Source organism: Candidatus Koribacter versatilis Ellin345, from assembly GCF_000014005.1.
GTDB classification, from domain to species: domain Bacteria; phylum Acidobacteriota; class Terriglobia; order Terriglobales; family Acidobacteriaceae; genus Korobacter; species Korobacter versatilis_A.
Genome location: NC_008009.1, coordinates 3,668,329 through 3,693,750 on the forward strand (window position 1 = coordinate 3,668,329; position 25,422 = coordinate 3,693,750).

Genomic DNA, 25,422 nt, shown 5'->3' on the forward strand with positions numbered 1-25,422 from the left:
ATAATGGGCATCGTTTTGTCGCGCCGCTAGTATCCACTGCCGTATTAAACTCCTGTAGATCCTCAGCCATTCATGGAAGGGCTCTCCATAGCGCATTACCAGGTCCTGGAAGAGATTGGGTCTGGTGGGATGGGCGTTGTCTACAAGGCGCAGGACACGCGGCTTGGACGTTTCGTCGCGCTGAAATTTCTTCCCGAAGAGTTTGCCAACAACCCTGAGGTGCTCGCCCGGTTCCGGCGGGAAGCGCAGGCTTCCTCGGCACTGAACGACCCGAACATCTGCACCGTCCACGACATTGTCGATTACGAAGGCCGCACCTTCATTGTGATGGAGTACCTGGAAGGGGCGAACGTCCGCGAACGGATCAAAGAGCGCGGCCCTTTCGCGATCGAAGAGTTCTTTCGGATCGCAATCTCAATTACCGAGGGGCTGGCAGACGCGCATCGACACGGCATTTTGCACCGTGACATTAAGCCCGCGAACATATTCATCACCGACCGTGGCCGGGTGAAGATTCTCGACTTTGGCCTGGCGAAGATGGGCATCCAGCAGCTCGGCACAAATACCGGCGATGACGATGACGCGACCAAGACGCGCGGGTGGGCTTTTGGAACGGTCGCCTACATGTCTCCGGAACAGGCGCTCGGCAAGCCGCTGGACCAACGCTCGGATATTTTTTCGCTGGGCACGGTTTTTTTCGAGATGCTCGCCGGTATAACGCCGTTCGAGGGCGAGACCACCGGCACCGTGTTCCTCGCGGTGGTGCAGAACACGCCCGTCATTCCGGTGCAGGAGATCCCCAATACTCCTGCCGGGCTGAAACGAATCGTTGGGAAGTGTCTCGAAAAAGACCGCGAAAAGCGCTACCAAAGCATGGCGGAGCTTCGCGACGACCTGGTTCGGGTGCAACAGGATCCGGAAGCAGAGCCTGTTGTGGCGCCGGATCCGCACGCCAGAGTTGCGAACAAATCCGGTAGTTTTACGCTGACGCTCGTCGTCGCGATGATTGCGGCCGTTCTGATCGTGGCGGTGCTCTTCCTGCGTTATCGGAGCAGCAGCGGGCTGCACTCGCAGGACAAGATCGTAATCGGCGACCTCGCGAACCTTACCGGCGACGCGACCTTCGATCGCACGCTGCGACCAGCATTAGTCGTGAGCCTGGCGCAATCGCCATTCTTCAAGATCGCAACGGATCGCGAAATGACGGACACCTTGAAGAGGATGGAGAAACCACCCGACACGGCGTATTCGCGCGACGTGACCCGCGAGATATGCATTCGGAATGGTGGCAAAGCGTTCCTCTCCGGCTCCATTCGCCAGGACAGAGAACGCTACGCAGTGATGCTGGAAGGCGTTGGCTGCAGCGACAGCAAAGTGATCGCCACTGCGACGACGGCGGCGAAGGACAGCAACGGAGTGATCGCTGCGCTGGGTAGTGCCGCGGAACAGCTTCGCAAGAAGATGGGTGAGTCGTTGCCATCGTTGCAACAGTTCGATAAGGCGCTGCCGGATGCGACGACAGCGTCGTTGCCGGCCCTGCAGGCATTGGCTGCGGGGGCGCTCGCAACCAGGCAAACCAGCAGCGTGGCTGCAATTCCCTACCTGCAGCGTGCGGTGGAACTGGACCCGAATTTTGCCAGTGCTTACTTCAGCCTGGGATCGGCGTACTACAACTCGCGACAACAGGATTTGGCGAGCGCGGCAATGACCAAGGCGTTCGAACTGCGCAATCGAGTGACGGAGCGCGAACGCTTCCAGATTGAAGCGGCTTTTTATCGCAATGTGACGGGTGAGCTTTCCAAACAGATTGCGACGTGCGAGCAGGCGATCCAATCGTATCCGGACGACCCTGTGTTTTACACCTTTCTCGGCCTTGCGTACCTGCGATCGGGCAATCACCAGGAGGCGGCACGCAGTCACGAGGCGGCGCGGCGTCTGGCTCCGGATAAGTTTTATCCGTACTCAAATTTGATGGCAACGTATTTGTACTTGAGCAAATGGGACGAGGCCAAACTGGCCTATGACGAGGCGCGTAAACGCAACCTGGACAACGAGGCGATGCGCGAGAACCGCTACCTGATTGCGTTCTTCGAGAACGATGAAGGCGGGATGCGCGAGCAACTGGATGCGGTAAAAGGGCGCGCGAATTACGAAGACCGCGTGGTGCGATTGGCGGCAGACACCGAGAGCTACCACGGGCGCTACAAGAACGCGCGGGAGATGGACCGTCAGGCGCGCGGAGCGGCGGGGAAAGATAACGCGAAAGACCGGGTGGCGGAATACCTGGCGGTGCCAGCGTGGCGTGAGGCCGAAATCGGAAACCGGAAAGATGCGATTCGCCTGGCGACGGAGGCGTTGACGGACACCGATGATCCGCACGTCGAGGCCATCGCGGCGATTGCGTTAGCGCGCGCCGGAGATTCAGCGGCGGCCGCGGCAGTAGCTGATCGCCTGGCGAAAGAGCATCCGCTCGATACGAGCATCCAAAGCTCCAACATTCCGACGATTCGCGGCATCATCGCGTACAACCAAGGCAAGTACGAGGACGTGATCGCCACGCTACCCGTCTCTACGCTGGAAATCGGTTCCGTCTTCCCGAGTGGAACTGAAGCGACCTACATTCGAGGGCTTGCGTATTTGAAGCTGCAGAAAGCGGACGAGGCCGCGCTGGAGTTTCAGAAGATGATTGATCATCCGGCCGCAGTGGGGAATTTCGTGAACCTCGCGTTGGCGCATTTGCAGCTGGCACGCGCCGAACGAATGCGTGGCAAGACCGAAGAAGCGCGGCGTGCGTACCAGGATTTTCTGGCGCTCTGGAAGGATGCCGATGCGGACCTGGCGCCTTTTCGGGAGGCGAAGGCAGAGTATGCCGCGGTGAGTGAACCGATTCCGGGAAAGCCGTGAGTCGTGTGGCTCGTTTAAAGAGAACAGCAGATTCTTCGTCGCTTTGCTCCTCTGAATGACAATAGAGAGTTATGCCGGGATGGGAGTGATCGAGCTCACGCTCGGCAGAACAGCAGATTCTTCGTCGCTTTGCTCCTCTGAATGACAAGAGAGAGTGCTGCGGGGATGGGTGTAGTGGGGCTCACGCTCGGCAGAACAGCAGATCCTTCGTCGCTTCGCTCCTCAGGATGACAGGAGAGAGTGGTGCGAGGGAGAGTGGAGTGTGGGCTGGCCGCGAGGCATTCTGGGGCTACTTCATCTAGCGTGCGGGGCGCGAGCCGGTGATGAGGATGTCTACCAGGCGCTTGGCGCTTTGTTGCCAATCGGGGGTGGTGGCGACGTTGGCGACTCCGATGAGCGCGCGGAGGAGATCGAAGGGCACGATGTCTTTGCGGATGTCGCCACTCTCGACAGCTCGTTTCACGAGAGAGTTGATGGCGCCCTCGATGAGGCCGCGCGAACATTCATAGAGCTTCGAGGGACCGCCGACCATCGAGTTTAGCGCAGGAGCGATGATGTGCTTGGCGGCGATGTAATCCACGAAGAGCAGCATCCACGCGCGCAGGGCGTCGACCGGGGGCTTGGTTTCGCTGAAGCGACGCTCGGCGGCGGCGAGCTTCTCGACCTCGCTCTGATAGACCGCGCAGATCAGGTCATCGCGGGTAGGAAAGTGTCGGTAGAGCGTACCCGGTCCAACGCCGGCTTCTTTGGCGATGTCGTCGAGACTGGCGTCGGCGCCATGGCGGGTGAAGGCCTCTTTGGCGATTTCGAGGAGGCGCTCGCGATTGCGGAGCGCGTCCGTGCGGGGCTTGCGAGGCGCGGGCTTGGAAGTCTTGGTTGGCATATGACACTTCTGCGGAGATAGTCTTTCGACTCCGTCGTTTCGCGACTCCGCTCAGGATGACAGCTACTGGTAAATATCTTGCAACCGGAGACTGTCTCCGGTTATCTTATCTCCTAAATCGGAGATATCCTCCGTTTTATTCGATGAGGGGCCTGGCCGTCAATATTCACAATATCTGCGGCCTTGGGGCGTCTTCCTAAAAGAGGGACTCGGCATGAAGGTTTTTGTTACAGGCGCGACGGGATTTGTGGGCTCGGCAGTAGTGCGGGAACTGCTTGATGCGGGACACAAAGTGCTGGGGTTGGCGCGGTCGGACGCGAATGCAGAGGCGCTGAAAGCGGCAGGCGCGGAGGTGCATTGCGGGTCGCTGGAGGACGCGGAGAGTTTGCGCAGCGGGGCCGCCCAAGCAGATGGAGTGATCCACTGTGCGTTCATCCATGATTTCGCGAATTACGGACCGGCGGCGGAGAAAGATCGCGTTGCGATTATCGCGTTGGGTGAGGCGCTGGCGGGATCGAAGCGCCCGCTGATCGTGACGTCGGGGACGCTGCTGGTGGAGCGGAAGGGCGAGTTCGCGACCGAGGACGAGGGGTCGACTTCCAACTTTCCGCGGAAGTCGGAAGATGCGGCGACGGCGCTTGCGGAGCGCGGGGTGCATGCATCCGTAGTGCGGTTGCCGCCCAGCGTGCACGGCGATGGCGACCACGGCTTCGTGCCGATGCTTGGAAAGATCGCGAAAGAGAAGGGCGCGGCTGCGTATGTGGGAGATGGTTCGAACCGCTGGCCAGCGGTGCATCGACTGGACGCGGCGCGGTTGTACCGGCTGGCGCTGGAAAAGGCATCAGTGGGAGCAAGGTATCACGCGATCGGGGATGCGGGTGTTCCCTTCCGCCAGATTGCCGAAGTTATCGGAAGGCGGCTTAAGGTTGCCGCGGTCTCGAAATCGGTTGAAGAAGCGGCACAACATTTTGGGTGGATGGCCATGTTCGCGGGCATTGACGGCCCGGCATCGAGTGCGAAGACGGAAGCGGCATTGGGCTGGCGCGCACAACAGCCGGGACTTATTCAAGACATCGATAGGCCGGAATATTTCGGCCTGTAGAAAGTGGGATTCATGAATCCGTGTTTGGAATTGAATGGGATGGCGGAGCGGGAGTTGACGAGCTTCTATGCCGCGGTGAAGAAAATGTTTGGACGTGAAGAGGCGGAGCGCAGCGCGAAGGAGTGGATCGGCGAGATCTCGTCAGCTGCGCGAGTGCCGCGATCGCTGCGGGAGTGGCGAGAGATTTCGGTGAATGTGGCGAAGAGAGTAGCGCTGCGATTGGAGACGGTGGGAGCAGCGTAGGAAGACGGTAAGCATGTCGGTAAAGCAGGGCGCAAAAGTATGCGCCCTTTTTTATTTGTTTTCCAGACGGATATTGGTACACGCGCGACGCGAAGAAGGACAGTTTGCGATAGGTGCTATTCGGTCGCACCTAACTTGATGTATTGTTCCCGACTATTCCACAGTCATAAGCACACTACACGGAAATACAGGGCCAGTACGTGTTTCAGCGAGCTGTGCTGAGCAAGAGGAGTTTTCGATGCGGGTGTCCGCGTGGTGGATTAGTTGGATTTTAGTTTCTGCAATGGGGGCGGCGAGTGGACAGGCGCTGCCGGCGGACGTCGCGCAGAAGCAGGCGGCGGCACAGGAAGAGGCATGCAACGCGTCGCCTCCGAGCACGGAGTACGACAACGGCGAGGTGCCGGGCACCAAAGACTATGTGCGGATGAACAAAGAGGTGGCGCTGGGCGGGACGTTAACGGTTCCGGTGCAAGGGCTGGATACCTGGTCGAAGTGCGCTGCGAACGATCCACATAAGCTTAGGCTGTTTCTGGCGGGTCACATGTTGCCAGACCTGGAGCCAACATTGGTTGCGCCGGCGCAAAACTACATCAACTTTCCATTGAAGATCCAGACGGCGCAGGACGATCAGAGGCAGCGGTGGGTGGCGCTGCTCTCGGAGGCGCGGCGGTCGGGCGGGAAGATTGCGGTAGGCGTGGGGGTGCAGCAGGATGAGCCGTTCGTGTCTGATGCGTTCGTAACGCTGCGGATCTATCCGAAGCTGCTGACGATTTCAGTGCTTGCGCTGATCGTGGCGCTGCTGGTGCTGCTGGTGGTGATCGCGATCCGGTCCGACGTATTGCGCGATACGAGTTCCGATATCCCGAAGCTGCCGTTACGGCTTCCCTACAGTTTGGGCCGGGTGCAGATGGCGTTCTGGTTCTATCTGACAGTGGCGTCGTATCTGTACATCTGGTTGATGACGACGGACAAGAACAGTTTGACGACGTCAGTGCTGACACTGATCGGGATCAGCGCGGGGACTGGATTGAGCGCGGTGATTGTGGACCACCAGAAAAGCGATGATGCGAAGACGACGCGCGCGGTGCTGATGACGGAGATTGGCGCGCTGCAACAGCGGATCAAGGATTTGGCGGCGGCAGCACCGGCAGCGGGCACGGACGCGGCCAAGGAATTGAGTATAAAGCAGGACTTGTTGGCAGTGGCGCAGAACAAGTTGTTATATGCGCCGCCGGTGTCGTCGGCGCCGTCGTCGATGGGGTTCTTTCGGGACATTGTTCGCGATGGTTGTGGCGTGAGCTTTCACCGATTTCAGATTGCGGTGTGGACGCTGGTTCTGGGGATCATCTTTGTACGCGCGGTTTATGGCGATTTGGCGATGCCGGACTTCAGCGGGACTTTGCTGGGGCTGATGGGAATCAGTTCGGGGACGTATTTGGGATTCAAGTTCCCGGAGACGCCGAAATAGGCAGGATTTCGGCCACTCGATGCGCGCGGAAGGTCGTATCGCGATTGAACTGAAGTGCAAGAGACCGTGGTCATCTGGATGGCGGCGGTGGGGGCGACTAGCATCAAGGTATGCCCGTGAATGTCCTGGTTTGTGGAACGACTGCCGAGGCGCAACTGGTACGAGAAGGCCTGGCCAACCTGGGCATTGACAGCTTTGCATGTGCCGATGCTGGCGCCGCGCTGGCGCGCCTGCGGCGCAGGAAATATGCAGCAATCGTGGTAGACACCTCCGCCGAATCCATGGGGAATGGGTTCCTCACGACGATTCGCGAACTTCCCTCGACGCGCAGTTCGATCGTGATCGCGGTCTCGTCCGCGGAAGAATCGCGACTGAGTTTTAAGCGCGGTGCCAATCTCGTCCTCGAACAACCGTTGAGTGACTCAAGTATCGCGCGAGGACTGCGAGTCGCGCATTCATTGATGCTGCGCGAGCAGGACCGTTATCGGCGCTTGAAAGTAGATCTGCCCGCAAACATTGATGTGGGCGGCGGGAGAGTTACTGAGGCTTCGGTTGCCAACTTGAGTGAAGGTGGCATGGCGATCCAACTTCCCTGCCAGGTCGCGAGCGGAACTGCGATCGGTTGGGCACTCAATTTGCCGGGTGAATCCAAGCATCTGGCAGGGATCGGTAATGTGGTGTGGAGCGACGACACGGGCAAGGCCGGTGTGATGTTCACCGGGCTTACGGGTAGCGATAAAGAGATGTTGTCGCGGTGGCTGCGGAGGCAGTAGCGCTTCTCGCTACGCGTGCGGGACGGCTGAAGCCGTGCCTTTTCACTTTTGGCGCACGTTAAAGAAACAGCAGATCCCACGTCGCTACGCTCCTCTGGATGACAAGAGAGAGTAGTGGGGATGCGGGCGGTAGTGTGGGCTGGCCGCGACGCATTTGCAGGGGCTGAAGCCCCTTTTTCTTTTGCGGCTTTTCGGCACGGCTGAAGCCGTGCCCTGATACAAAGCCGCTTCGATACGAGTTTTTCAGCAGCCTGTGAAGTCGTGCTCTTTCACTTGTGACGCGCTCTTGAGAAGAAACAGCAGATCCCGCGTCGCTTCACTCCTCTGGATGATAAGAGAAAGAAGTGGGGATGCGGGCGGTAGTGTGGGCTGGCAGCGACGCATTTACAGGGGCTGAAGCCCCTTTTTCTTTTGCGGCTTTTCGGCACGGCTGAAGCCGTGCCCTGATACAAAGCCTGAAGACAGGGCCGAAGCAAACCGGTTTAGTGGGCCATGCCTCCGCCGCCTTTTTCGTTGTGCTTGGGTTTGCGCATTAGGAGGATTAGCGGGAGGCAAATGAAAAAGAGCCCGGAGAGGATTTGGAAGGCGCGGATGAACGAGAGCATCATGGCCTGCTGCATGACCATGCCCCACAGGGAGTGGTAGGCCTGCAGGCCGGCGGAATGGGCGTCCATGCCTTTCGACATGAACATGCCACGTGCGCCGGCCATCATTTGCTGGACCTTGGGGTTGTACGAGCTCATGTTGTGGACGAGGTTGTTGTAGTGGAGCTGCTGGCTGCGCGCGACGATCGTGGTCGTCATGGCGATCCCGATGCTGCCGCCGATGTTGCGCATGAGGTTGAAGATGCTGGTGGCGTTGCCCATGTTTTCGGGGGCGATGGGATCGTTGGTGATCGTCGTGAGCGGGACGAAGAGGAGGCCCATGGCGGCGCCCTGGATGAGTTGCGGCCAGAAGAAGTCCCAATATCCGGCCTGGGTATTCAACAACGATAAGAAGTAGAGGCTGCCGCCGGCGGTGATCAGGCCAGTGGCTAAGAGCTTGCGTGGCTCGACAAATCCCATGAGCACGCCGACTAGAGGCATGAAGAGGAACGACCCGAGACCTCTTGGGAGGACGGCGAATCCGGCTTCGAGCGAGCTATAGCCCATGAGTGTTTGTAGCCAGATGGGGATCAGCACCGTGCTGCCGTAGAGCACGAAGCCGAGAATCGTCATGAGAAAGACACCGGTGGCATAGGTTCGCACTCTAAAGACACGCAGGTCTACGATGGGGTGCTCCGCCATGAGTTCGCGCATGATGAACAAGATCAAGCCGACAACCGTGAGCACGGCGAGGGTGGTGATGAAGTGCGAGCCGAACCAGTCGTCTTCCTGGCCCTTGTCGAGCATGACCTGAAGTGAACCAATGCCGACGATTAAGAAGCCGATTCCCCAGTAATCCACGACGTCAGACGAGCGTTTGATGTAGGGCGGGTCGAAGATGAACCACTGCGACATCATGGTGGCGAGCAAGCCGACGGGCAAGTTGATGTAGAAGATCCAGCGCCAGCTATAACTGTCGGTGATCCAGCCGCCGAGCATGGGGCCAAGCATGGGAGCGACGACGATGCCGAGGGCCCAGATGGCCATCGCCTTCCCGCGCTTCTTGCCAGGGAAGGCCTCGAGCATGATGGCTTGGGAGAGCGGTTGGAGACCTCCACCGGTGGCGCCTTGCACGACGCGGAAGAAGATCAGCGATGACAGGTTTGGCGCCATGCCGCACGCGACGGAAGCGAGCGTGAAGCCGATGATGGAAGACATGAGGATGCGCTTGCGGCCGAAGTGGTTCGCAAGCCATCCCGTCATGGGAAGGATGATGGCGTTGGCGACGAGATACGAGGTGAGGACCCACGTTGACTCGTCAACGCTGGCGGAGAGATTTCCCGCAATGTGCGGCAGCGACACGTTGACGATGGTGGTGTCGAGCACCTCCATGAAAACGGCCATCATCACCGCGGCGGTTACCCACCACGGATTGATTTCGCGAACGCCGCCTGCCTCTGTTGCCAAAACGCCCGGAGGCGCAGTTGTTGCCGACACCCAAACCTCCAACGGTCAGTAACTCAAAGATCATCGCTCTGTGGCGATTCCCTCTTTGTGGGAGCGACCGTTGTGACTTTTCTTACTTCGAATCTGTGAGGACGGTCGGGACTACCGACAATCCGGGACGGAGCATGTGCTGCGGGTCCTGGCCCTTTTCGAAGACGATCTTCACGGGCAGGCGCTGCACGACTTTGACGTAGTTTCCAGTTGCGTTCTCCGGTGGCAGCAGGCTGAAACGCGCGCCGCTGGCGCCAGCGAAGCTGTCGAGATGGCCGTCGAAGTCTTTGTCGAAGGCATCGACGTGGATCTTGACCTTCTGGCCGATCTTCATTTTCTTCAACTGGTCTTCTTTGAAGTTTGCGGTGACCCAAACGTCGTCAAGATCAATTAACGCGGCGAGAGGCTGGCCAGGAGAAACGGTCTGGCCGACTTCGACGGTGCGATTGCTGATGATGCCGTTGGCAGGAGCGCGAACCGCAGTGTAGCCAAGATTGAGTTGCGCCTGGTTGACGGCGGCTTGCTGACGCTGGACCTGCGCCTCGGCAGAACCAACCCGGGAGCGCGAAACCAGGACCTGTTGCGGCGCGGTGCCGGCGGTCTGGAGCTGGGCCTGCGCCTGCGCGACGTGGCTCTGCGAAGCGGCGAACTGCGCCTGCGCGGCATCAACCGTGGCTTTCGCGGCCTGTTCGGCGGCGACGGCGGAGTCGTACTGCTGACGCGAGATCTCGTCTTTCTGGACGAGCATTTTGGCGCGTTCGAGATCCTTGGAGAGCTTGTCGTAGTTGGCCTGGGCTTCAACGACGCGTGCCGACGCAGCATCTACGTCCTTCTTTGAGGCAGCAAGGTTCGCCTTTGCGGTGTCGAGGCTGCCACCGGTGCTGATGGTGGTGATCGGCACGCTGGTGCGAGCGCCTTCGGCGGTGGCAATGGCATCGCCGAGATCGGCTTTCACGCGGGAGAGCGCGACTTCATAGTCCTTGGGATCGAGCTGGACGATGAGGTCTCCGGCGTTCACCACCTGATTGTCCGTGACGTTCAGGGTGACGACGGTGCCGCTTACGCGCGAGCTGATGGGCGTGAGGTGGCCATCGATCTGGGCGTCGTCGGTACTCTCGCGAACGGTGTAGTAACGCCACACGAAGACTGCACCGACGATGAGGGCGATGAGGACGAGCAGGAAGATCCAGCGCGCCGCGGGATTGCGCTGGAAGAAGCTGCGCGGACGCTCGGGACGTTCGGTCTCGGGATCGTGGTGCTCTTCTTCACGCGCGGATTTCGGTTTTTCTAGTTCTTGATTCTTGACTTCGGGCACGCTTACTTCCCTCCGAGGAAATTCATCACCGCGGTCTCGGCGACGCCGACGGCGCGCACTAAAGAGAGCTTGGCGAAGTTATGAGCGTAGAGACTGGAAATGTAGTTCTCGTTGGCAACGGCGACGGCCTGCTGGGCCTGGATGACTTCAAGATTGTCCGCAACGCCGGCTGAGAACCGGTCCTGCGACTGCTCGAGCTGATCGTGCGCGAGCTTTACGGTGCTGCCGGCAACATCAATCTGCTCGGCGGCGGTTTGCACGTCGAGGAATGCGGTACGCAGATCGTATTCGATCTGGCCGCGCAAGTTCTCGAGCTCCGAGTTCCGTTGCTTGAGCAGAGCGTCAGCTTGCGTGATGTCTCCGCGCGCGCGTCCACCCTGGAAGATCGGAATGTTGATTCCGCCCGCGGCCGTGAAGGTCCCGTTGGCCTGGGTGAAGTGCGGACCGATGACGCCGTAATCGCCATTGATGGCGACGGTGGGTATGCGCTCGCCGACTGCGGCTTTGCGCTGATCTTCCGCGGCTTTTACGCGCGCCTGCGCAGCTTTGTAGTCGGAGCGATTGTCATAGGCGCGCTTCAACTCGTCGTCGAAGCTGACGGGAGGCAGCGGGGCGTATGGAATTTTGTCGGAAAGAGCAAACTGCTGCGCGGTGGGCAATCCGATGACGCGAGCGAGGCTTAGTTTCGAACGTTCGAAATCGTTCTTGGCGGCGAGGAGTCGTTGCTGCTGCGATTGCATCTGGACCTGGGCGCGAAGGACGTCGATGGCAGGAATGACGCCGGCGGTATGCAAGTTCACCGCGCGGTCGTAGGTGGCTTTCGCCGTTGTGAACTCAGCTTGCGCGGCATCTACACGAGACGTGGCGGCGACAGCTTGCAGATAACTTGCACCAGAGACGAGGACAACGAGATCGCGGGTGTTGCGATAGTCGAGATTGGCGGCCTTGAGATTCTCATCGGCAGCGTGATTGTTCTGAAGCGCTGTGTAATTGAAGACGCTTTGCGTGAGGTAGGTACGCGCGTCGAAATAGGCGAACGGACCGATGACGAGTTTGCCGCCGGTGAGGGTCGCGGGAAATCCGAACTGCGCGAGCGAGACCTGCTGAACGGCACCACCGACGCGGGCGGACAGATTGGGGAGGAGCTCGGCGAGGGCCCGGATCTTCGCGCCACGAGCGGCCTCATTGCCCTCGGTGGAGAGGAGGACACCGAGGTTGTATTTCAGGCCCATCTGAATGGCGTCTTTAATGCTGAGGTTGAGGACGTCGCCTGTGGGCTTGAGCACAACCACGGAGCCGGACAATGGGCTTCCACTGAGCGATTGCGACGGAGACTGGGCAGCGGGCGACTCGGCGGGGGAAGCGGTTAAACCGCCGCCGGGAGCCTGGGAGTTGGCAGAAACGGCTATCCCTAAGCAAATAAAGGCAATTAGAGCAAGATTCAACCGTTTGGTTAATTTCCAGAAACAGCTTTTTGGATTAACTGAAAAACTCACGTTCTTCCCCCAAGGGAATCTACCGCTGAGACACGGACGGCGCAGGAGTACGACGGCGTAGAAGGCCCAACAAATTAAGGTAAAGGCCGACGCGACCTATCGTCAACAAAGGCAGCGCGAATGCGCAGAGGCCGAGTGCCAGAGCGGGTCTTACTTACCCGCGTAGCAAATACGCAAATATTGGATGTGGAATTGGGATGGGCGGGTGCAACTCTTTTTGAATGATTCCGAAAGTGTGATCGCCGACGTAAAAGCCGCTGGATGGAGGTTCGTTTCGGGGTGCAGATCGCGTGATAGCATCGGATTTGGTGGCGCTCCGTGTGGAGCGATAAGGGACGATTTGGCATGGCGCTTTACCTGGTGACCGGCGCGGCCGGTTTTATCGGCCGTTCAATTGCGCAGCAACTGCTGGCAGGTGGCGCAGCGGTGCGCGGGATCGACAATTTTTCGACGGGAAAACGCGGCAACCTCGTAGGACTCGAAGGGATGGAGTTCATCGAGGGAGATATCACCGATCCGGCTGCAGTGGGGCGGGCTTGCGACGGAGTGGAGGTCGTGTTTCACGAGGCAGCGCTGGCTTCCGTTCCACGATCGGTTGCCGATCCGCTTGCCACCAACCACGCCAACGTGACTGGGACATTGCAATTGCTGCAGGCGGCGCATCGTGCCGGAGTGCGGCGCGTGATCTACGCGGGTTCGTCGTCGGCGTATGGCGATACGCCGACCCTACCGAAGAACGAAGAGATGCTGGCGAATCCGATTTCGCCCTATGCGGTGTCGAAACTGACAGGCGAGTACTACCTGCGTTCTATGTACGCGGTACATGGAATGGAGACGGTGACGATCCGCTACTTCAATGTCTTTGGACCCTACCAGGATCCGGGCTCGCAGTACTCGGGAGTGCTGGCGAAATTCATTCCGCAAATGCTGCGCGGCGAAACGCCGACGATTCACGGCGATGGCGAGCAGAGTCGCGACTTCACGTACATCGAAAACGTGGTGAAGGCGAACATTGCGCTGGCGAATGCGCCGGCAGAACGGGTGGCAGGCGAAGTGTTCAACGTCGCTACCGGAACTCGCATCTCGCTGAATGAAACCGTCGCGTTGTTGCGCGAGATGACTGGATATACGGGGGCGGTGCATCATGGGCCGGAGCGCAAGGGCGACGTGAAACATTCGCTGGCGGACATCAGCAAGGCGAAGCGGGCGTTTGGATTTGAGCCGACCGTGATGTTCCCCGCGGGATTGCATCGCACGGTGGAGTGGTATCGGAAGGCGCTGGCGGAAGATGCGGTGGAGACGGCACGAAAGTAGTTATTCTTCGGGCTTGGATGAATAATTCTTCATATTCATGAAGAGGCGCCCGCGAATTCCATGTTGTAACGTCTAATTTGGCAGACAGCCTTGTCTGCGAGGAAAGACGTTTGCCGATCGTTTCGACGTCCACGAGTTATGCGGAGCGAGTGAACCCGCAATGGGTGCGTCTGCTCGACGTGCTCCAGATGAATGTGTCGTACGAGCGCTGCGTGGGAACCGAGCTCTTCACCACCGACGGCGGACGGATCCTCGATTTTCTTTCCGGCTATTGCGTGCACAACACAGGGCACAACCATCCGCGGATTGTGGCGGCGCTGGTGGATGAGTTGCAGCGCAATGGGCCCAACATGCTGCAGAGCCACGTTCCCGAGATGGCGGGTGAACTCGCGGAGAAACTCTGTGACCGCGCGGGCGGAGGACTGACCAAAGTCTTCTTCAACAGCTCCGGCAGCGAAGGCGTGGAAGCGGCAATTAAGTTTGCGCGGGCACGCACCAAGCGCAATGGACTGCTCTACGCACAAAACGCATTCCACGGACTGACGTGCGGAGCGCTGTCGCTGATGGAAGGCACGACCTGGGCGAAGGGCTGGGGGCCGCTGCTACCGGAAACCAAAGCAGTTCCCTTCGGCGATCTTGAGGCGCTCGAGTCACAACTGAAAACGAAGAAGTACGCGGCGTACATCGTAGAGCCGGTGCAGTCGGAGGGCGGAATTCGCGTGCCGGCGGAAAACTACCTTCGCGAGGCGCAGGCGTTGTGCCGCAAGTACGGCAGCTTGTTCGTGCTGGATGAAGTGCAGACCGGAATGTATCGCACCGGAAAATTTCTGGCAGGACACCACTTCGGCACGGAGCCGGACATGGTCATCCTGGCGAAGGCGCTGAGCGGAGGGTTGATTCCCGTGGGCGCCGTACTGATGACCGAAGACGTCTACGACGCGGTGTATGGTTCCATCGATCGCGCCATTATTCATACATCCACCTACAGCGAGAACGGGCTGGCGATGCGAGCGGGACTCACGACGCTCGAGGTTCTCGAAGACGAACAGCTGGGGAAACGCGCGCTGGTTGCGGGCGCAGCGCTGCGTGGGCAGCTGCGGGATGCGCTGTCGTCTTATGAGATGGTGAAGGACATACCGGGTATCGGGATGCTGAGCGGGATCGAATTCAAGGCGCCGAGTTCCCTCACCTTGCGGCTCGCGTTCGAGGCGTTCCAGCACATCCATCCGGGACTGTTCGGGCAGATGGTAGTGATGCGCATGTTCAAGAACGAGCATATTCTGACCCAAATCTGCGGGAACAACTTCATGGTGTTGAAGGTCGCTCCACCCCTGAATGCGACCGATGCGGAGATGGACACCTTCGTGGCAGCGATCAGCCGGGTTATGGACGTGGTCCATTCTTCGAAAACTTTTTGGGGAGATGCGCTTGCATTGGCCCGCAGAACAGTAAATATTTGATCCATCCGCCTGCAGTGAACGCTTCGAGGAGTGCAATCGCGCGGAACGAAGAGGTTCGGAGTGCGTCTGCTGGTCGTTGAAGACGATTTAGCCATCCAGGAGTTTCTCAAGCGTGCTTTGGTGGAAGCCGGTTACCAGGTGGACGTGGCGGCCGACGGCCGCACCGCCGAGAAGCTTGCTACGGAAGGCATTCACGATGGGCTCATCATTGATCTGGGTTTGCCCGACATTGACGGTCTCGACTTGATCGCGCGCACCCGGGCGCAAGGAAATTCCGCGCCGGTGCTGATCCTCTCCGCTCGCCGATCGGTGGATGAACGCGTGCGCGGCCTGGAACAAGGCGGCGACGACTACCTCACCAAGCCATTCGCTCTCTCGGAGTTGCTGGCGCGCTTGCGTAACCTATTGCGCCGCGCGAGCCCCGGGCAGCATGAATCGACGCGGCTGCGGATTGCGGACCTGGAACTCGATTTAGTGCGGAGAGAGGCGAAGCGCGGTGCAAATGTGCTGCAACTTACGCCCCAGGAGTTCGCGTTGCTGGAATACTTGTGCCGCAACACCGGCCGGGTGGTAACACGCACAATGATCCTGGATCACGTTTGGAAGATGCGGATTGATCCGGCAACCAACGTAGTGGACGTGCACATCTACAGGCTGCGAAGCAAGGTGGACCGCGACGCACCGAAGGCCCTGATCCACACCATTCGCGGAGTCGGGTATGTTCTCAAAGATTCTTAGCCGTCCGAAGGACACCGCGGCGTGGCGGCTTTCGATCTGGACGACGATTGCCTTCGCAGCGGGCAGCGCGATCGCGTTTGGGATCGTGTATTACATGGTGTCGCTGGGCATTCGCGAACGCAGCGACCAGTGGCTGGTTGGCGAATCGGAGACACTGAAGGAAGTTTCAGATGCGACGCCGCGAGACAATCTTTACCAGCGCGTAATTGAAGAAACCGCGCAAAACGCAGCCCACGAGATTCCGGGTGAGCACGAAACCGAGGACGAGAACCGGAACTCGGTGTTCTTTTTGCAAATCGACAACCTTGGGGAGCCGCTGTGGTATGGCCCGGAGAACAGCCGCGACCGATTCGTTGAAGCGGTCCGAGGTCTTCAACCGGGTTCGCCGCAGACACTGAAAATTCCTGAAAATGTGGTTCCCTATCGCGTGGTGGTACAAGACCTCAAATCCGGCGGCACAATCTACCTGGGACTTTCCGATATTGGCGCCGTAGAACTGCTGCACCGGCTGATGCGCGGATTCTTCATTGTGTGGATCGGCATGGTGCTGCTGGGATTGATGATCTCGTATCTCAGCGCCCGCCGAACGCTTTTACGCGTGGAGACGATCACGCAGACGGTGTCGCGCATTGGCAGCGAGGACCTGAGCGCCCGGCTGGCGGAGGCGCACAATGCCGATGAAATCGCGCGGCTGGCGCAGACTTTTAACCGCATGCTCGATCGCATCCAGGCATCTGTGAACCAACTGCGAACGGTCACCGGTGCGGTCGCGCACGACATGAAGAGTCCGGTAACGTCCATCCGCGGCAAATTGGAAGTTGCCTTGCTCGAAGGCAGCGCGGCGGATTGGCGTGAGCCAGTGGCGGAAGCGGTAGAGGGCCTTGACCGGCTGTCGCAGTTCATCAATACAACGCTCGATCTTGCCGAGGCGGAAGCGGGAGCCTTGCCGCTGCGAAAAGAGCCGGTGGACTTCGGCGCGCTAGTGGAACAATTCGTTGACATCTACACGCCAGCGTTCCACGAAAATCATCACCAGGTTCACGTGCAGATACACGAGCCGGTAACGGTGGACGTGGACGTGAGTCTAACCAACCGCATGCTTTCGAACCTGCTCGACAACGAGATGGCACACCTGCCGCCGGGCTGCAAGATTGACATTGAAGTGATGGCGCGCGAGCAGCAGGCAGAGCTCGTGATTCGCGATGACGGTCCGGGCTTCCCTGCTGAGTTGAAGGCGCACGCGTTCGAACGGTTCGTGAAGGGCAAAGAGTCCAAGGGACACGGACTGGGCCTGGCGTTCGTAGATGCCGTGGTGCAGGCACATGGCGGAAATGTTGAGATTGAAGACACCCCGGGTGGGGGTGCAACGATTCGAATCTTAATGCCGCTGGTGGCCGTGAGCGTGGGATGAAGCTTGGCGCGATCTTATTAACGATGGCAGTAGTCGGCGCGACCGCAGCGCCTGCAGTTGCGATTTGCGGAGCTTCGTCGCAGGACATCGAGATCGGGTATCGCCAGATGTACAACCTCGATTTCGCCACCGCCCACAAGACCTTTGCGACCTACGAGAATGCGCATCCCGACGATCCGCTGGCACATGTATCGAATGCCGCGGCCTACTTGTTCGGAGAGTTCGATCGCATGCACGTGTTGGAAATCGAACTTTTCGCCGACAATTCGCACTTCGAGAAACGAGAGAAGGTCGCACCCGATCCGGCAACGCGCGATGCCTTCGAGCATGAACTGGCCGTGGCAGACGGGATCTCGATGCGTCGCCTGGCGAAGTCGGCAAACGATGCTGAGGCGCTGTTTGCGCAGATCCTTGCGAACGGCCTGCGCGGCGATTACGAAGCGCTCATCGAAAAGAAGAACCTGGCGAGCTTGACCTACATGAAGGCCTCGCGCGGGAAGGCGGAGCAGTTGCTGTCGCTCGATCCGCATTGCTATGACGCGTATCTTGCGGTGGGCGTGGAGAACTATCTGCTGGGCATTAATCCGGCACCGGTGCGCTGGGTGCTGCGCATGACCGGCGCGCAAACCGACAAAGCTGACGGTATCCAAAAGCTGCAACTGACGGCTGAGAAGGGTGACTACCTTGCGCCTTTCGCCCGCTTGCTGCTGGCTGTGGCCGCGGTGCGAGAGAAAGATCCGGTGCGCGCGAAAGAGTTGCTATCTGGACTCGCGCAGGAGTTTCCGCAGAACCATTTGTATGCGGCACAGTTGGCGAGGATTCATTAGCGGCATTCGCGCGATCGTTCTTCCCTTCTCGTATTAGACCAAGGTATCGGTTCTGCGACCAACAGCGTTGCCCGCTCATCTTTCCTCAAGCAGTATCTGCAACAGCCGGACTCGACAATTTCACATTCAAGAAACTTGAGAGGGGAACCGCGTGGATACGATCACTACGAAGGATGGCGTCAGCATTTTTTTCAAAGATTGGGGGCCAAAGGAGGCCCAGCCGATCGTTTTTCATCACGGATGGCCGCTGAGTGCCGATGACTGGGACACGCAGATGCTCTTCTTCCTCGGCCACGGTTTTCGCGTGATCGCGCACGACCGTCGCGGGCACGGACGCTCGACACAGACCGACACCGGCAACGAGATGGACACGTATGCTGCCGACGTAATCGCGCTCACGGACAAGCTCGATCTCAAGAACGCGGTGCACATTGGACACTCGACGGGTGGGGGCGAAGTGGTGCACTACGTGGCGCGCGCTAAACCGGGGCGTGTGGGAAAGATGGTGATCATCGGCGCGGTGCCGCCGGTGATGTTGAAGTCGGAGAAGAATCCCGGCGGCACACCGATGGAAGCGTTTGATGGGTACCGCGCGGCCCTCGCCGCGAACCGCGCACAACTTTACATCGACATTCCAACCGGGCCGTTTTATAGCTTCAACCGCCCGGGAGCGAAGGTGATCCAGGGCGTGATCGACAACTGGTGGCGACAAGGCATGATGGGCGGCACCAAGGCGCATTACGACTGCATCAAGGCGTTTTCCGAAACCGACTTCACCGACGATCTCAAAAGCATCACCGTGCCTTCACTGGTGATCCATGGCACGGACGACCAGATTGTGCCGTACGCGGATTCTGCGCCGCTTTCATCGAAACTGCTGAAGAATGGCAAGCTGAAAACGTATGAAGGCTTTCCGCATGGGATGTGCACGACGCATGCGGATGTGGTGAATCCGGAGTTGCTGGCGTTTATTAAGAGCTAGCCCCGCTCGTTCTCCTGGCCCCTTCCGATCGAGTCATTCTCTCCTGATTCGGTTGGCTGGGGCCGTCTCTCGTGCGACTGATCTACTGCGAGATCTTCTCTGTCCCCGAGATCGACATCTGCACTTCTTTGTTTACGCGCAGAATGAACGTGCTGGGGTCTTTCATGCCCCATTTCACGAATGGGATTTCGAATTGGGTTTGCATCTGGAGTTGGGTGCCGTTGATCTGTGCGGGGACGGTGAGGGTGAGGTCGTGATCGGCGCCGTGGATGCGGAAGATGCCTTGCACCTGCACTTGCGACGCGCCTGACATGGCGAGGTGCCCGATGACTTTGCTCGGAGTGAAGGTCGCATCGGGAAAGCGGTCGCTTTGCAGGATTTCTTTGTGCATCTTGTGGTCGCGGGTGTCGTTGCCGCTCTGGCCGCTGGGGACGTCGACTACGAGTTGGCCGCCGGCTGCGCCGGTAGCGGGATCGAAGTGAATGCTGCCGCTCTTCAACTTGAACGTGCCGTGGACAGTGTGAAGGACGTCGGCGAGGGTGAAGTCGACTTTCGTAGTGGCGGGGTCGAAGTCGATACGGACTTCGGCAGGCTTCTGCGCAACAGCCGCGGATGCCGCGAGGAGCAGGATGGGAAGCAGCAGCCGTCGTGCGTGGATCATGCTTCTCCTTGCGTGTACAACATGCGCCAGCCGAGGGTGAGCGCGCGTTCGAGGCCGAAGTCGCGGAGCTTTGATTCGCCAACGTGGATGCTGAGCATTTGAGCGAAGAGTTCGGGGCGCGATGACAGAGCACGCAGCGTGCGATGGCGTAACCAGCGCCGGTTGCCCATCGATAGCATCAGCATCGACATACGGCGGGCCGGTTTGCCGATCTCGATATGCGCACGGGCATAGGATGCGAGCGAGCCGGATTGCATGGCCTCGACAACTGCGACTGCCTGGCGGAAGCCGAGCGACATGCCTTCGCCGGTGATGGCATCTACCGAGCCAGAAGCTTCGCCGACGAGCGCGATGTTGCCGGCGCAGACCGTGTCGAGCTGGCGGGTGAGTGTGATGGCTCCCTGCTCGCGGCTGCTGGCGTTCGCGCCCGAGAGTTTTTCTGCGAGCTCTGGGAAGAACGTTGAAAGACAACTGAGCCGGAGGTGCGGATCGGCGGTGATGAGCGCTACGCAGACTTGATCCTCAGCTACGGGCGTGACGTAGACCTGGCCGTGGTCACTCCAGTAGACCTCAACGTAGTCGGTCCACGGGGTGAGAGCGAAGTGCTGGCGGAAGCCGTAGCGGCGGAGTTCGGTTTGCGTGCGACCGATTTGCATGCGCTCGCGCACTTGCGATGCCTGGCCGTCGGCACCGATGATCCAGTCGCATCTGACTTCTTCGTCGTTCAGCGTGACACGACCGTCGGCGATCGCGGAGACGCGTGTGCCCCAGCGCAGATCGACACCGGCTTCTTCTGCGCGCTGGGTGAGCAGATCGTGAAGGACGGTGCGGCGCACGCCGTAGCCGACGCCGCGCGGGAAGGTTGCGTCGACCGAGGTCTCGCCTTCACGGAAGCGGATACCGCGGAATTGAAACGCGTTTTCCACGGGAATGGTGACGCCGACGGCGGCGAGTGACTCCAGACCGTCGGGCATGAGGCCTTCGCCACAGGCCTTGTCGATGGGCGGCACGGCGTGATCGGCGAGCATAACCTTCATGCCCGCATGGCGTGCGGCGATTGCGGTGGCCAGGCCAACTGGGCCGCCGCCGACGATGACGACATCGGTGCGCGTGCTCATCGGCTTACCACACGAGCAGCACGAGCTCGGCGCAGAAACCGGGGCCCATGGCTGCAAGGACACTGAGCGTCCCGGGAGCGGGACGCTGGTGGTGATAAATGTTTTCGAGCACCACGAGCACCGAAGCCGACGAGAGATTGCCAACTTCGCTCAAGCATTTCCAGGACGGAGCGAGTGCGCCTTCGGGAAGTTCCAGCGATTGCTCCGTTGCCTCGAGGACCTTCGGGCCACCGGTGTGCATGATCCACGTGGCGATGTCGGAGCGCTTGAGATCGAACTCGGCGAGGAAGCTGTCGACATCACCTCGCAGGTGATCGTGGACCATCGTCGGAACGTCTTGCGAGAGGACAATGCGGAAGCCCTTCTCGGAGATGTCCCAACCCATGACGTCTTGCGTGTCGGGATAAAAAACCGAGCGCGTCGCGACGACACGCGGGCCGTGCTGGGCTTTGTCTTTGCCGGAGATGATGACGGCGGCGGCGCCATCACCAAAGAGACCGGACGAGATGAGGTTCGCGACGGAGAGGTCGTCGCGTTGCCAGGTGAGCGAGCACAACTCGACGGACAGCAGAGCAACGTGATGATCGGGATAGGCTTTGACGTAGTCAGCGGCGCGCGCGATGCCGGCGGCGCCAGCGACGCATCCGAGACCGAAGATGGGGATGCGCTTGATGTTCGGCGAGAGCTTCATCTTGTTGACGAGACGCGCATCGATGGAAGGCGAGCACATGCCGGTGACAGAAACGAAGAAGAGCGCGTCGAGTTCGGTGGCGGAAATTCCGGCGCGATGCAGCGCGCGGCAGAGAGCTTTCTCGCCGAGTTGTTCGGCAACGCGGATCCACGCATTGTTGGAGTCGCCGAAGGTCAGCATGTTGTCGTATTCGGGAATAGTGAGCGCGAGGTGGCGATGATCTACACCAACGCGCGAGTGCAACCGCTCCAACACCTGTGGCTTATCGAGCTTGTCCGCCCAATTTTTTCCCAGCGCTTGGAAGATTTCCTGCTGGCTATACCGGTTCGGCGGAAAGGCCGTGGCCACTCCAGTGATTCGCATCCTGCCCCTGGTCTCCTGAACTGCATTGGATGTTTAACAGACGAGAGAATCGTAGTAGCTCGCTAATTCCGAGGTCGTGACGATTCGTTCATGAAAGTTCCGCAGTGTGATGATAAGACGTTGCAACGAATGTTTCGCCTCATTGAAACTGATATATGACAAAAGGTTCACAAACAAAATAAAAAAGGCGACACCTTGGTGTCGCCTTCCCAGTTCCGGAGTTGGAGCGTGAGCGGTTGGCTACTGCGCTACAGCTTCTTTTTGTTCCGACTTCTGCTTGATCTTGACCGGGTTAAGGAAGGTCATCATGTCGCGCAGTTGAGCGCCGACGTCTTCGAGCTGCTGCTCCTGCTCATCGGTGCGCTTCTTCTCGAACCACGGGCGGCCGGTCTTGTTCTCGTTGATCCAGTTCTTGGCGAAGGTGCCGTCCTGAATGTCGGTGAGAAGCTGCTTCATGTTCTTGCGGGTTTCGTCGGTGATGATGCGCGGGCCGGCGATGTAGTCGCCGTACTCGGCGGTGTCGCTGACGGAGTAGCGCATGTAATTGAGGCCGCCGCGGTACATCAGGTCCACGATTAGCTTGAGCTCGTGCAGGCACTCGAAGTACGCGAGTTCGGGCTGGTAGCCTGCTTCGACCAAAGTCTCGAAGCCTGCCTTGACCAACGCCGCCGCGCCGCCGCAGAGGACCGCTTGCTCGCCGAAGAGATCGGTTTCGGTCTCCTCCTTGAAGGTAGTTTCGAGCACGCCGGCGCGAGTGGTACCGATGGCGGCCGCGTAGGAGAGCGCGATTTCACGGGCTTTGCCGCTGGCGTCCTGATGAATGGCGAAGAGCGCCGGAGTGCCGCCGCCTTCGGTGAAGACTTCGCGCACGCGATGGCCGGGTGCTTTCGGCGCGACCATCGATACGTCGATGCCTTCCGGCGGTGTGATGGTGCCGTAGCGAATGTTGAAGCCGTGCGCGAACATCAGCGTCTTGCCGGGCTTGAGGTGCGGCGCGATGTCCTTTTCGTAGATCGCAGCCTGCTCGGTGTCGGGGGCGAGGATCATGATGACGTCGGCCCACTGCGCGACATCGGAGACACTGCCGACTTGCAGGCCGGACTTCTCTGCCTTCGCTTTCGAAGAGCTACTGGGACGCAGACCGACGCGGACTTGGACGCCGCTATCCACGAGGTTGAGCGCATGCGCGTGTCCTTGCGAGCCGTAGCCGACGATGCCGACTTTCTTGCCGCGAATGATGGAGAGATCTGCCGATGAGTCGTGATAAACCTTTGCCATATGTCCTTCCTGAATGCTGATTCCCTGCCCTGGGCGGGCATTTACACCGAGTACGAGACGCCGGTGTCTTCGTAAACCTGAGTTGCGTTCGCTTCCTTGTTAATAGGCGTCGTGACGCCGCGGCGCATGGCGACGATGCCGGTGCGCACCATTTCCATCACGCCATACGGCTGCAAGACCTCGACGAGGCGATCGATCTTTTCTTCGTTGCCGGTGATTTCCATGATGATGGAGTCCATGGCGAGATCGACGACGCGCGCGCGGAAGACCTCTACAAGAGCGAGGATCTGCGGGCGTGTGTCCTGCGTGCACGACACCTTGATCATTGCGAGGTCGCGGTTAATGGAGGGCGTGCCGGTAATGTCTTCCACGAGGAGGACATTCACGAGCTTGTAGAGATGGGCTTCGAGGCGACGCGCGCCATCCTTGTCGGTGTCGACGACGATTGTCATGCGCGAAACGTCGGCTTTCTCAGTGCGGCCCACGGTGAGCGAGTCGATGTTGAAGGCGCGACGACGAAACAGCGATGCGACGCGCGTGAGAACACCGGGCTTGTTTTCGACATGGACTACGAATACATGCAGCATAATGTCTTCCCTATTTGTCCATCGCCGTTTCGACGATCGGGCTGGGACGGCGGATCATGTTGTGGAGGTCGGCGCCGGCCGGGACCATCGGGTAAACGGTGTCTTCCTGCTCGACCTGGAAATCGATGAGCACTGCGCCTTGATGCTTGCGCGCGGCGCGCACCGTCGGCACCACATCAGCGCGCGTGGTGACGCTGCTGCTCTTGATGCCATAGGCGCTGGCGAGCACGCTGAAATCGGGGCTGAGCAGCGGCGTGGCCTGGTAGTTGCGCTCGTAAAAAAATTCCTGCCACTGGCGCACCATGCCGAGATAACCGTTGTTGATGATGGCGATGTTGATGTCGAGGCGCTCCTGCACGATGGTCGCGAGTTCGCACATCGTCATCTGGAAGCCGCCGTCGCCGACGATGACCCAGACTTCAGCGTCGGGGTTCGCCATCTTCGCGCCTATTGCCGCGGGCAGGGCGAAACCCATAGTGCCGAGGCCGCCGGACGTGATGAGCGAGCGCGGGTTGTCGTGCTTGTAATACTGCGCTTCCCACATCTGGTGCTGGCCGACGTCGGTAACCACGATGGCGTTGCCTTCGGTTTCGCGCCAGATGTCGTTGATGACGTGCGCAGCGTAAAGATGACCGTTGTCGGGCAGGTTCTGGATGTCGCGAACTGCGGAGTCGCCTTTGAGGCTCTCGATGTGGTCGAACCACTCTTTGCGGTCAGTGGCTTCGACGTGCGGCAAGAGTTCGTTCAGAACTTCGCGGACATCGCCAACGAGCGCGACATCAACCTTTACGTTCTTGTTGATCTCGGAGGGATCGATCTCGACGTGGATCTTCTTCGCCTTGGTCGCGTAATTCTTGAGATTGCCGGTGACGCGATCGTCGAAACGCATGCCGAGTGCGATGAGCAGGTCGGCATCTTGAATGGCCTGATTGACCCATGCTTCGCCGTGCATGCCCATCATGCCGAGGTTGAGCGGGTGCGATGCCGGAAAGGCGCCGATGCCGAGCAGCGTGAGTGCAACCGGAACTCCTGCCTTCTCGGCGAAGTCGCGAACTTCGCGCATGGCGCCGGAGATCATGATGCCGTGGCCCGCAAAGATCACCGGTCGCTTGGCAGTTTTGATCAGCTCGAGGGCCTGCTTGTAGTGAGCAGCGTCGGGCGAGAGGTCGGGACGATAGCCGGGTAGTTGCGGCGCGGCAGACTCCCAATCGAATTCGCAGGTTCCCTGCTGCGCATCTTTCGTGACGTCGATGAGCACCGGGCCGGGACGACCGGACTTCGCGATGTAGAAAGCTTCGCGAATGGTCTGCGCGATCTCCGACGCCTTGGTGACGAGATAGTTGTGCTTGGTGATGGGCAGCGTGACGCCGGTGATGTCGGTTTCCTGGAACGCGTCTGTGCCGATGAGCTTGGAGCCGACCTGGCCGGTGATGCAAACGATGGGCGAGGAGTCGAGCATGGCCGTGGCAATGCCGGTGACCATGTTGGTCGCACCGGGACCCGACGTGGCAATTGCCACTCCAACCCCGCCGCTCACGCGCGCGTAGCCATCGGCCATGTGGGTTGCGCCTTGCTCGTGGCGCACCAGCACGTGGTGGATGGACGAGTGCTTCAAGGCGTCGTACGTTGGCAGAATGGCGCCGCCCGGATATCCGAAGGCGATCTTCGTCCCTTCGCGCTCCAGGCACTCCCAAATGATCTGCGCACCTGTCATCGTTTTCTTCATG

21 protein-coding genes and 1 pseudogene are annotated in these 25,422 nt (G+C 59.6%); 11 read left to right on the top strand and 11 right to left on the bottom strand.

Translation table 11 applies throughout. The features are described from left to right. The first annotated feature begins 72 nt into the window (after positions 1-72). The gene (locus ACID345_RS25670; RefSeq protein WP_011523888.1) at positions 73-2,904 is read left to right on the top strand and encodes a serine/threonine-protein kinase; all 2,832 of its coding nucleotides are present in this window, start codon (positions 73-75) and stop codon (positions 2,902-2,904) included. A gap of 298 nt (positions 2,905-3,202) precedes the next feature. Here ACID345_RS25670 and ACID345_RS15940 read toward each other — a convergent pair whose 3' ends face one another. Continuing rightward, a complete protein-coding gene (locus ACID345_RS15940; RefSeq protein ID WP_011523889.1) occupies positions 3,203-3,787 on the bottom strand; it encodes a TetR/AcrR family transcriptional regulator in 585 nt (194 codons plus the stop codon). Positions 3,788-4,001: 214 nt separating this feature from the next. Between ACID345_RS15940 and ACID345_RS15945 the strand changes: the two genes are divergently transcribed. The 4 genes from ACID345_RS15945 to ACID345_RS15960 all read left to right on the top strand — a co-directional run bounded on the left by ACID345_RS15945 (position 4,002) and on the right by ACID345_RS15960 (position 7,373). Then, positions 4,002-4,889, top strand: a complete 888-nt coding sequence (locus ACID345_RS15945) for an SDR family oxidoreductase (RefSeq protein WP_011523890.1) — start codon at positions 4,002-4,004, stop codon at positions 4,887-4,889. Positions 4,890-4,901: 12 nt separating this feature from the next. Beyond that, positions 4,902-5,132, top strand: coding sequence for a hypothetical protein (locus ACID345_RS15950; protein WP_148210138.1), 231 nt, complete (start codon positions 4,902-4,904; stop codon positions 5,130-5,132). A 238-nt stretch (positions 5,133-5,370) separates the two neighbouring features. Then, positions 5,371-6,600 carry a hypothetical protein gene (locus tag ACID345_RS15955; protein WP_011523892.1) on the top strand — a complete coding sequence of 410 codons (1,230 nt, stop codon included), beginning with the start codon at positions 5,371-5,373 and terminating at the stop codon, positions 6,598-6,600. A 110-nt stretch (positions 6,601-6,710) separates the two neighbouring features. Next, complete coding sequence (locus ACID345_RS15960; RefSeq protein WP_011523893.1) at positions 6,711-7,373, top strand: PilZ domain-containing protein; 663 nt, start codon at positions 6,711-6,713, stop codon at positions 7,371-7,373. A gap of 482 nt (positions 7,374-7,855) precedes the next feature. On the opposite strand, the gene ACID345_RS15965 is transcribed toward ACID345_RS15960, so the two are convergent. From ACID345_RS15965 to ACID345_RS15975, 3 genes are all read right to left on the bottom strand, one after another. Beyond that, positions 7,856-9,454 (bottom strand): DHA2 family efflux MFS transporter permease subunit, encoded by a 1,599-nt coding sequence (locus ACID345_RS15965; RefSeq protein ID WP_011523894.1) that lies wholly within the window; start codon positions 9,452-9,454, stop codon positions 7,856-7,858. 82 nt (positions 9,455-9,536) lie between these two features. Then, entirely contained in the window at positions 9,537-10,769 is a 1,233-nt protein-coding gene (locus tag ACID345_RS15970; RefSeq protein ID WP_011523895.1) for an HlyD family secretion protein, read from the bottom strand. A 2-nt stretch (positions 10,770-10,771) separates the two neighbouring features. After that, the gene (locus tag ACID345_RS15975) at positions 10,772-12,073 is read right to left on the bottom strand and encodes a TolC family protein (RefSeq protein ID WP_049761940.1); all 1,302 of its coding nucleotides are present in this window, start codon (positions 12,071-12,073) and stop codon (positions 10,772-10,774) included. Positions 12,074-12,610: 537 nt separating this feature from the next. On the opposite strand from ACID345_RS15975, the gene ACID345_RS15980 reads away from it, so the two are divergent. The 6 genes from ACID345_RS15980 (at position 12,611) to ACID345_RS16005 (ending at position 18,997) form a co-directional block, all read left to right on the top strand. Then, complete coding sequence (locus tag ACID345_RS15980) at positions 12,611-13,579, top strand: SDR family oxidoreductase (RefSeq protein ID WP_011523897.1); 969 nt, start codon at positions 12,611-12,613, stop codon at positions 13,577-13,579. 110 nt (positions 13,580-13,689) lie between these two features. Continuing rightward, on the top strand, positions 13,690-15,039 hold the full coding sequence (locus tag ACID345_RS15985) for an aspartate aminotransferase family protein (RefSeq protein ID WP_011523898.1): 1,350 nt from the start codon (positions 13,690-13,692) through the stop codon (positions 15,037-15,039). Positions 15,040-15,099: 60 nt separating this feature from the next. Beyond that, positions 15,100-15,777, top strand: a complete 678-nt coding sequence (locus tag ACID345_RS15990; RefSeq protein WP_041856822.1) for a winged helix-turn-helix domain-containing protein — start codon at positions 15,100-15,102, stop codon at positions 15,775-15,777. Then, positions 15,758-17,188, top strand: coding sequence for a sensor histidine kinase (locus tag ACID345_RS15995; protein WP_011523900.1), 1,431 nt, complete (start codon positions 15,758-15,760; stop codon positions 17,186-17,188). Before ACID345_RS15990 ends, ACID345_RS15995 begins: the two co-directional genes overlap by 20 nt. Beyond that, complete coding sequence (locus tag ACID345_RS16000; RefSeq protein WP_011523901.1) at positions 17,185-18,015, top strand: hypothetical protein; 831 nt, start codon at positions 17,185-17,187, stop codon at positions 18,013-18,015. Before ACID345_RS15995 ends, ACID345_RS16000 begins: the two co-directional genes overlap by 4 nt. A 151-nt stretch (positions 18,016-18,166) precedes the next feature. Next, positions 18,167-18,997, top strand: coding sequence for an alpha/beta fold hydrolase (locus ACID345_RS16005; RefSeq protein WP_011523902.1), 831 nt, complete (start codon positions 18,167-18,169; stop codon positions 18,995-18,997). Between the two features lie 82 nt (positions 18,998-19,079). Here ACID345_RS16005 and ACID345_RS16010 read toward each other — a convergent pair whose 3' ends face one another. The 7 genes and pseudogenes from ACID345_RS16010 to ilvB all read right to left on the bottom strand — a co-directional run bounded on the left by ACID345_RS16010 (position 19,080) and on the right by ilvB (position 25,421). Continuing rightward, entirely contained in the window at positions 19,080-19,658 is a 579-nt protein-coding gene (locus ACID345_RS16010; protein ID WP_011523903.1) for a YceI family protein, read from the bottom strand. Continuing rightward, complete coding sequence (locus ACID345_RS16015; RefSeq protein ID WP_148210139.1) at positions 19,655-20,839, bottom strand: NAD(P)/FAD-dependent oxidoreductase; 1,185 nt, start codon at positions 20,837-20,839, stop codon at positions 19,655-19,657. Before ACID345_RS16015 ends, ACID345_RS16010 begins: the two co-directional genes overlap by 4 nt. After that, positions 20,781-21,161, bottom strand: a complete 381-nt coding sequence (locus tag ACID345_RS27375; protein ID WP_266190229.1) for a 3-oxoacyl-[acyl-carrier-protein] synthase III C-terminal domain-containing protein — start codon at positions 21,159-21,161, stop codon at positions 20,781-20,783. Before ACID345_RS27375 ends, ACID345_RS16015 begins: the two co-directional genes overlap by 59 nt. A gap of 66 nt (positions 21,162-21,227) precedes the next feature. Continuing rightward, positions 21,228-21,839 (bottom strand): annotated as a pseudogene (locus ACID345_RS27380) (type III polyketide synthase); the annotation flags it as partial. A 231-nt stretch (positions 21,840-22,070) separates the two neighbouring features. Then, a complete protein-coding gene (gene ilvC, locus ACID345_RS16025) occupies positions 22,071-23,108 on the bottom strand; it encodes a ketol-acid reductoisomerase (protein WP_011523906.1) in 1,038 nt (345 codons plus the stop codon). 41 nt (positions 23,109-23,149) lie between these two features. Beyond that, a complete protein-coding gene (gene ilvN / locus ACID345_RS16030; protein ID WP_011523907.1) occupies positions 23,150-23,695 on the bottom strand; it encodes an acetolactate synthase small subunit in 546 nt (181 codons plus the stop codon). A 10-nt stretch (positions 23,696-23,705) separates the two neighbouring features. Then, complete coding sequence (ilvB, locus tag ACID345_RS16035) at positions 23,706-25,421, bottom strand: biosynthetic-type acetolactate synthase large subunit (RefSeq protein WP_011523908.1); 1,716 nt, start codon at positions 25,419-25,421, stop codon at positions 23,706-23,708. Position 25,422: the final 1 nt, after the last annotated feature.